This is a genomic window from Candidatus Thiodiazotropha endolucinida, assembly GCF_001715975.1.
GTDB classification, from domain to species: Bacteria; Pseudomonadota; Gammaproteobacteria; order Chromatiales; family Chromatiaceae; genus Thiodiazotropha; species Thiodiazotropha endolucinida.
This window is the reverse complement of the sequence record NZ_MARB01000016.1, coordinates 95957-104848: the sequence shown is the minus strand read 5'-3', so window position 1 is coordinate 104848 and position 8892 is coordinate 95957. Positions and strand designations below refer to the sequence as shown.

Genomic DNA, 8892 nt, shown 5'->3' with positions numbered 1-8892 from the left:
ATCAATCGCTAGATTGAGCGGTAATTACACCGCCAAACGAATTTGACGGCTGACGACGGGTAAAAATCAACAGCCTGCTAGTGAATAACGATGCCTGTGCGGCAGTTTCAATGGCACAGGGATCACTTGTTGACCGCCAATGCTACGGTATAACTTTTACCTTGTTTAAGCTTTTCATAGTTGCCGAAAATCTCGTTGAGATTGCGTTTCATGTACTGTCTCAAGCCATTGATGGTTACAACATAGAGTTTGCCGCCCGGTTTGAGACGTTGCCTGGCATCATGCAAAATCAGACTGAGCATCTCTTTGCCCACTTTGGCAGGAATATTGGATGCAATAACATTGAAGCGCAAGCTTGAATCAATATGATCAAAAGCGTTGCTGAGGATGGCTTTGGCGTTTGTCAATCGGTTACGTTCGGCATTGTCGTTGCTGTAGTTGACCGCCATGAAATCCTTATCGACCATCAGGGTCTGTCCCTGCGGTGCCCGCCGGGCCATATAAAGGCCTATCGGACCGTAGCCACAGCCCAGGTCGAGGCAGTCGTCTGTGGGAGCGATCCGTAAACGATCCACCAAAAGCCTGGTCCCTTCATCGATCTCGCGTGGTGAAAAGATGCCCCAGGTGGAATGAAATTGCAGACGCTCACCGGACAGCTCCTCTGTGAACACGATATCCTTGCGGAGTTTGTCTAATTTCTCTTTAGTCAGCATGGTGGCGGAGTGTTACCCGTGAGAGTTTTCAAGTCAATCCCCCTGATTAAGAATCAGCGTTAATAAGATTGTGAATGAGTTCCAACATCGGCTCGGCATTTAAATAATCAATGGCCACCGGCCAGTAGCTCTCTGCATGCTGAAGCACAAGCGAGGGGAAGCTACGCACACCCAAGCGGAGTGACTGTGCAATCTCAGAGTCCAGCTTTTGCTGTGTGGAGGAATGGTTCAGCAGTTTGGAAAATTGCTGTTCGTTCAGACCTATCTCCATCGCAAGTTCGATGAGAGTAGTGTCATCTGAAGGATTTCTTGCCTGCAGGTAGTAGGCCTGCTGAATAGCCACTATCATGCTATCTTCCATTTCCGGTTCTATCGACCTGGCGGCGATGACTGCGCGGCAGGCAGGGTAGGTGGACCTTCTGGGCGTATTCCGAGCCCAAAAATCAAAATTGAAGCGGGTCGACGGTATACGCTTCCCAATCTCCCGCCATGTGCTCTGCAACCTCATCCGCAGATCATCCGGCATCGGTTGCGATGAATCCGCCGCCAGCCCGCCTAACAGGCGACTGCTTGTGATGTTGTCAGGGAGCCGTGACAGAAGTACCTCGAGTACCGGACGAAATCCCCAGCACCAACTGCACATTGGATCATGGATGTAGTAGAGGTGGGCCATGTTCAGGATTTGTTTCGCAGCCATATCGGTTGTGTTATAAGAGTATATCCGATTCATGTATTACATTTATCGAAATATATTTTTGGCATTTCACGATCCATCAGGCTTGGCCGCGCTATGGTTGTCGTCTGTCAGGGTGATAATAGATTGAAGTCCGCACTCCTTGGAAAAGTCTCATTCTGGTTGATTGTCGTCGGCAGCGCGGCACTTCTGGCACCGCAACCCGCCTGGCCCGAGTGGTTGGCGCGTATGATATTGTCTGCCGGCATTGCGCTGGGCGCGACCACACTCGGTGTGCTGCTGTGGCAGAAGCGTGGTCGCGGCAGCAAGAAGTGACGGGGAAACACTACACCTTGAATGGTCCCTGTCAACCGGCTGCTATTTTTTGTTCGACTCTATTCAATAGGCCTATGATTTCACCTGACAGAGGCTCGATTTCATTATAGAGGTCCTCCGCTCTGTCAGTATCCCCACTTTCCATATGCTTGATAATTTCCCTTATCAGTGAATGTAACTGCTGATGGGGTTGTTCTATCGCATGTATTTCAGCAACATCGCCGTATCGATTAAGCGCTTCTGAGTAGTACCATTTGCCGAGGGCGCAATCATGATGCGAGACTGCTTCTTCATGGGAGAGGGATTGCTTGCCATCGAGAAAGGAACGTACTCTTGTTTTCCATGCCAGGTGGGCTGATTTTGCAGGGCTGAAATCAAACCCACTATCGCCTGAAAATTTAAACTGCTGGACAACCCTTTGCAGATCGGAGGCCAATGTCCCCAGGTCATTGGCGGTATCGGAGGTATTTTTTGCCCGCTGCGAGGTCTGCTTGCCGTTTTCGCTGATATTGATCATGTTCTTGTTGATCTCTTCAACCACCGAGCACTGCTCCTCTGCCGCAGTGGCGATCTGAGTGTTCATTTCGTTGATTGTCTCGATAGCCCTATTTATCTCACTGAGCGAATGAAGTGCCTCCGTCGCCTGCAGAACTCTGCTGTCCACTTTCTCCCTGCCGGAAGCCATCACGGATACCGCCTGTTGTGTGCCGTTCTGCAGTGCCTGTATCATAGACTCGATTTCACCTGTCGACTGATGCGTGCGATTGGCAAGCCCACGTACCTCATCGGCTACGACAGCAAAACCACGCCCTTGCTCTCCCGCTCTTGCGGCCTCAATGGCGGCGTTAAGGGCGAGTAGGTTGGTCTGTTCGGCAATACTTTTTATGACATCCAGGACCGAACCGATACGTGCGCTCTCCTGTTCCACACCAAGAATCGATTTTTCGGCGAGTTCCACTTCATCCGCCAACGCCTGCACGGCATCTGCTGTCTGCTTGATTACTTTGCATCCTGTATGTGCTTCGGCAGTAGCTGCCTTGGTGGCTTCTTCGGCGGTAGTTGCATTTTGTGCTATGTTGGCTACACAGGCTGTCATTTGGGTCATAGCCGTAGCAACCTGGTCAGTTTCATTTTCCTGCTGCTGGATTCGGCGACTGATCTGACTGGTATTATCTGATGTTTGCGCAACAGCATTGATTACCGACTCAGTTGATTGCGCAGTCTGTTGTATCAGTTTGCAGATCTTGTCAACGAATTGGTTAAAGCTTTCTGCAAGCAGTCCAAGCTCATCATTACCCCGCTTTTTCAATCGTTTCATCAGATCGCCATCGCCATTGGCGATATCTTGCATGGTCTTGACTGCCTCCAGGATCGGATTGTAAATAAGACGCGTGGTCAGCCAACTTATCGATAATCCAATCATAAGACCAAACAGCAATAGACTGATTACAAGTGTTGTCGTTGAACTGGCATCCTCGATCAGGCGTTGGCTGGTGTGTGAAATAGTCGATTCATGATGAGCAACCAACTGCTCGAGATGTTGATCCGTTATCAGTAATAGTGGTGTGATCTGGCTGCGTACAAGCCATGCATCACTACGCCACTGATTACTCCCGTGTATCTCAAGAAGCCTCTTGAAGTGCTCATCGAAACGTACCATGTTATCCGTAAATTGCTCGATGGAATCAGCTTGATCCAATGTCAGTTGATCACTCTTTGCACTGATTATCCGGACCAGTTTTTTTGTCCTGTCCAGGTAAAGGTTCAAGTCGTTAATGTTTGAATCACTGCGAAAAGCGAGATAACCGCGGATACCGTTCATGATATTGCTCCAGGCATACCGCAACTCAGTAAGATGATGCAGGATCTGTTTCCTTTCCTCGTCCGCGTATTCTTCCATTTCGGAAAGAATCATTTGAGATGTCAGTTGCATCTGTTCCCGGCTGATAGGGTTTATGTGCATATTGGCATAGGCGATACCAGGGAAGTTACCTTCATGCGTGGCAGTCTGATTGAGTAACGCCTCAGCTGTCTGTTCATACTGCTTCAGTTTATCGTCCAGCTGCTTGAGTAGTTGGGACGAAGTGGTATCTTCCGCCTCTATGCTCTTGGTTATCAATGATTGAAGTATATATTTCGTTTGGTCCCTTTGACTTGAGAAGTCCTGTAGCTGGGACTCATCCTTCGTAAGAAGATAAAAGGCTAAAGATTCTGTAGATTGTTTCAGGCTTTTAGCGAGGTCTTTCGTCAGGATTAGTCGCGGCTGACTCTCGCGGACCACCTGGTTCACGCTTTGTTCAACATTACCCAGACTGATGAGTGTGATAATGGAAGAGGTTGCAAGCACACAGAGAATGAGTCCGAAACCGAACCACTGCTTTGTGCGAATCGATATATTATGAAAAACTGACATGATCGTTTCCCTGATATGGATGATCCATATCCCAAATCCTGGCGCTGGTATTTTATAATTCGTATGCGCCGTATAACCTTGCCCACAAGCCGCCTGTGGACGATTCATTACAGCAAATAAGCTTATTGTATTGCTTTGCTGTAACCATATACTCCATGGTTGCAAGAGATATCGTCTTCGATTTGTAAAACTTTAGTTACATTTCGACCCTTCCGATCTCTCATGCGGAAATAGAGTGAATTTGGAAATCTACTTTTTTATCATTTAGCTAGAGACTAACTTTTAAGTATTATTTGAAGTCAACTGCGGGAATGATATTCCGTAATACTCTGCATCAGGCGGGTGAACAATTAATACTGACTGAGTAAAAAAACACCATGAATCTGTTCAAAAGGTCATATTTTCTCAATCTCATACAGGTGTTGATCCTGCTTGTATTTTCATCCAGCGGTCTGGTCCATGGTGGCTGGCTTGAGGTCATATTGCCGGATCATCCAGCTCCCTCCCTGGTTCTTCAAGACTTAAAAGGCAATCAAGTCAGAATCAGCGATCTCAAAGGCAAAACGGTTTTACTCAATTTCTGGACGACCTGGTGTCCCCCCTGTATTGAGGAGATGCCGTCATTGATCAGGTTGAAAGAAGCGATGAACCAGTCCGATTTTGTCATCCTGGCCATCAATGTCGAGGAGGGCAAACGTCGTGTAAGTAAAATGGCGGCACGCCTGAAACTTACGTTTCCCGTTCTACTTGATCCTAACCGGGTCGCAGCCAACGCCTGGGAGGTCAAGGTCTTCCCGAGCAGTTTTCTCGTTGATGGTCAGGGGCGCTTGCGTTATAAGGCGATCGGTCCTGTCGAGTGGGATAGTGACGAAGCCGCTTCGATTGTTCACCAGGTAATGCAGCAGTAATGTGCATGTAGAACTACATGCATCGGTGCTTGTTTATTAAGTGGGGAGCAAGAACGGTTCTCCCGGTTGTTAGAGCATGAACTGGTTCACATCTTTAAACCCTACCCGGAATTTATTTTCCCTGACCATCAACATTTTAAGTTTCTCTTAATATCGTTTTGCTAGTTTTTGGTACAACCTGCCCAAAACAGTCAATACAGTAGAATGAATACTGAATAATAAACATAGTAAATACAAGTATTTATTGTTAATTATTAATCAATTGGTAGTGATTGGACAGGAGGATCATCACATTCATTGTGAACCAATCGTGGACGTACAGCGCCGTCAGAGTACTCGTCCCACAAAAACCTTACAGCTTCATGGAGGGGTTTGGTTATGAAGTGCAATCATTCAAGACGCAATAAATCTCATCGCTTCGTAACATTCGCGATTTCGTTTATCTTCATGCTGATTTTCGCCATGGACAATAGCTGGGCGAGCAGAGATGAAGGAGAGGAAAATCACGAGGAAGACAAACACAGTAGTGAAGAGGATGAGCGCAGGAAGGAAGAGGAAGAGGAAGAGGAAGAGGAAGAGGAAGAGGAAGAGAAGCATTCCGAAGATGACGGTGGCGACGGCGGTAACGGCCTGGCGCTGAGCCCAAAGAACAGTTTCAACATCATGATGAACTATGAGCTCGGTATGCATTGTACCGGGTTTGAGTTCGCCTACTGTTGTGTGCTTCCTCCCTACAACTCTATCCTTGCCCAGGTTGTGAAGACGCAGCAGAGTGACGAAGGGCAGACGGCCTTTGCGCGCCTTCTGGAGGGGGATCCCTCGGTAGGTCTGGATGCTTTGGGACGCCAGACTGTTTTGCGTGACCCCGATCTCGATGCGAATGGGGATTTCCAAAAGTATGTACTCGAATACTGGCATGATGCCCAACCCCGTGAAACCCGCCCGCAGGTTGTGCCTCAGACCTCAACGCTGATCAGTGCGACAGAAGGCAATTCACTGCTGATGTGGAATACCCTTGCCGATTCGGCGGTGGTCAATCCGGACGGTTCGCTCAAGACCTCCGGTAATGGCAATCCGACCTGGAACGGTGTCAGCGGCGCTATGGTGGGTGATGGCGATTTCGACGATCCGACCGACAACTACTGGAATGCAGTCTGGAATCATCTCTATATCTATGCCGACCTGGAAGGGGCCAATCCCAACAATTCTTCTGCGGAGAGCGATAAGATTCGACTCGGCGTATCCGGCCATATCGAGTATCCCGCGGATTGCGGCGCCGGCCTCCATCCCATGGGGCCTGTTTCTCATCCCGATGGCGTACCAAGCAATCCTGCCGTAGCGAATGACTGCGGCGGTGCATCCAATGGCAACGTGCTGACTTTCTCGGGTGAGCATGGCACGGTTGTCTACACTCAGATGAAGGTGTTGGAGAACCTGCCGATTACCCTGACCTCACCCAGGATCTGGGAGGCCTTGGGACTCCCGTTGACTCCGTTCGAGGATTCCATCAACTTCTTTGCCGATCCGGGTGCGATGTTCGAGGACTCTGTACGCCCCTTTGTCGCAATGAGAGCCAAGCTGCGCCATTACGATCCCGATCAGCCGGGCGGTATGGGTGAACCTGTGATGCAAAATGGTGTGCCGGTGGAGGGCTTCGGTACCGCCCCCATCGATATCCCCAACTGCGAGCGCTGCCATTCAGAGGTGGATACCACCAATTCCCCGCATAAGAGCGGGGATGAAATCTGGGCCAAGGTTCAGCAGGAGTACAACTTCTGGATGAGCTATTATGGTATAGGTCCTGGCGACTCGGATTGGTATCCGCGACTCAAGAGTGCGGCCATCAGTATTCTCGGCCTGCATGACATGAGCCATGGCACGGATTTCCTGGTCAACTATCCGGCCTGCGGCACTCCGGCGGAGTGCGATGCCTTGGCTGCCGATCTGTCGGCGCAAAACAACCGGCCCGTGTTCGCGCAAAGCACCCGAATCGGCAATACCACCGTGCTGTGTCAACGTTGCCATGCGGATAACGTCATCGCCCAGGTCAAGTCGGCCTCCTTTATCGATGATGAGGGTAACGATAAGGTGATTCTGCCTATGTCCGAAGCGATTCATCAGACCCATCGCGGTGTCGGCGAGGGTGGCCCCATAGCATTCAGCGACAGTCTCGGCCGTTTCGGCGGCTGTCAGGGATGTCATCCAGCCCATCGTTCCAATGGCGATATGGCGGGCTATCCCATCACCGAGACAGGCGACAACTTCTATGCCGATACGGATAACCGTCTAGGTGCCGGCGGTTGTTTCGTCGGTCGTGATGTACACTCCAATCCGTTCAAGGATATCGACGGCGCCGGTACGCCCGAGCATCTGACCGCCATCGGTGAATGGTTGCGCGACAATGTGTCTCGCAATCAGGCCGGACTTGCGGGCAGCGATCGCGACGACCGGGGTATCTGGTGCACCAACTGTCACAATCAGTTGAGCCAGGAGATCTGGAAACGAGAGAACATGGAGAGCCTGATCGATGGCATACCCGGCCCAGGCGCGAGCAATATACGCGCCCTGGCGTCATTGGATGAAATTGCCGCCGCAGTGGGTGTCGATACGCAACAGGCTTTGGACTGGCTCGATCCAAGAGATCCCAATGTCTTCCCGGCCGATGGAGCGATTCGCACCTCGGAAGAGACCATGGCCATCTGGCGCCGCGATCCTGGGCTCTGTGCCTATTTAGGCGGCAGTACCGACCCGGCGCTCGATGCCAAGCTGGCCACCATCGAGGTGGCGGGAGACGCCACCGCATGTACCACGGGTGCCGCAGCGCCAGGCCCCGACTGTGACGGCAACGGCGAGGCGGACTTCCAGATCTGCGGCAGCTTCGATGGCGACGGCGACTTCAGTGTCAGTATCCTCGATTTCTGTACCACCGACGATTGCGTGGCTGCAGCCCAGCAGACTCTGAGTGGATCGATGGCGGCCGCGGTACCCTTCTCGGCGGCAACTGACGGACGCGACCACTGGCTCGCCGCCGGCGAACCTCATTGCGCCGACTGCCATACCGCACCCTATGTGGAGCCGAGCGGCCATCAGCCGGGTAATGACCATCCGCCCTTCAACTATCCATGCAAGGCGGGGTTGATGCGTTACTCGCGCGGTCACCGGGACATCACCTGTCAGGGGTGTCATGAGTCGATCCACGGCCTCTATCCGGTGGCACCCCATCTGGAACAGGGTCCTGGTGTCGATGGCGTGGATGCAACCACCTATGCCCAGGCGGCCTATCTCAACAGCGATGACAGCCATGGTCCGTTGAAGTGCGGTTCATGCCATATGTACGAGACCCTGGCCGATAACCCTGATGCCCAGATACCCACACGCGTCTGTGCGCCGGGTGAGGATGGAGATTATTGTGACGAGGGTGAAGGTCTGCGCTTTGACGGTACGCCGATCGCCGGGGATTTCGACGCGGCAGTGAGTTGGGCACATACTTTTACCGATAATCACGATCCTCGAGACGACTTCTGTATCAGCTGTCATGAAAACGAGAACGATGAAGTCAGTGTATCGGAAGATGAGTGGCTGGAGCATGCCATGAAGGGGCGGGTATCGCGAAAGACCATGGATCAGGTGGAGATACTGATCTCAGGTTCTGTATTTGGCTCCACAGATCCGCGCACTACCGTCTGTCAGGGTTGCCATGATGACGAATGGCAGGAAGTGGCCTGTAACGGCGAAGACGGTCGGGAGTGGAAACTCCATCTCGCTGAAGGCCGGGTGTCGGAAAGCGTATGGGAACATGTATCCCTGGATCGCACCGGCTCAACCTGTGGCTGGTAACGGCAGTACGAC

At 51.5% G+C, this 8892-nt stretch carries 6 protein-coding genes; 3 read left to right on the top strand and 3 right to left on the bottom strand.

Translation table 11 applies throughout. The annotated features are described in order from the left end of the window. Window positions 1-122: 122 nt before the first annotated feature. Together CODIS_RS14085 and CODIS_RS14080 are read right to left on the bottom strand one after the other, a co-directional pair. Window positions 123-713, bottom strand: a complete 591-nt coding sequence (locus CODIS_RS14085) for a class I SAM-dependent methyltransferase (protein WP_069126375.1) — start codon at window positions 711-713, stop codon at window positions 123-125. Window positions 714-759: 46 nt separating this feature from the next. Continuing rightward, on the bottom strand, window positions 760-1410 hold the full coding sequence (locus tag CODIS_RS14080) for a DsbA family protein (protein WP_235615228.1): 651 nt from the start codon (window positions 1408-1410) through the stop codon (window positions 760-762). 123 nt (window positions 1411-1533) lie between these two features. Between CODIS_RS14080 and CODIS_RS14075 the strand changes: the two genes are divergently transcribed. Continuing rightward, on the top strand, window positions 1534-1722 hold the full coding sequence (locus CODIS_RS14075) for a hypothetical protein (RefSeq protein WP_154723134.1): 189 nt from the start codon (window positions 1534-1536) through the stop codon (window positions 1720-1722). Between the two features lie 31 nt (window positions 1723-1753). On the opposite strand, the gene CODIS_RS21560 is transcribed toward CODIS_RS14075, so the two are convergent. Then, on the bottom strand, window positions 1754-4135 hold the full coding sequence (locus CODIS_RS21560) for a methyl-accepting chemotaxis protein (protein WP_069126370.1): 2382 nt from the start codon (window positions 4133-4135) through the stop codon (window positions 1754-1756). Between the two features lie 377 nt (window positions 4136-4512). Between CODIS_RS21560 and CODIS_RS14065 the strand changes: the two genes are divergently transcribed. Then, window positions 4513-5043 (top strand): TlpA family protein disulfide reductase, encoded by a 531-nt coding sequence (locus CODIS_RS14065; protein ID WP_083220775.1) that lies wholly within the window; start codon window positions 4513-4515, stop codon window positions 5041-5043. A gap of 378 nt (window positions 5044-5421) precedes the next feature. After that, complete coding sequence (locus CODIS_RS14060; RefSeq protein WP_069126367.1) at window positions 5422-8880, top strand: hypothetical protein; 3459 nt, start codon at window positions 5422-5424, stop codon at window positions 8878-8880. Window positions 8881-8892 lie beyond the last annotated feature (12 nt).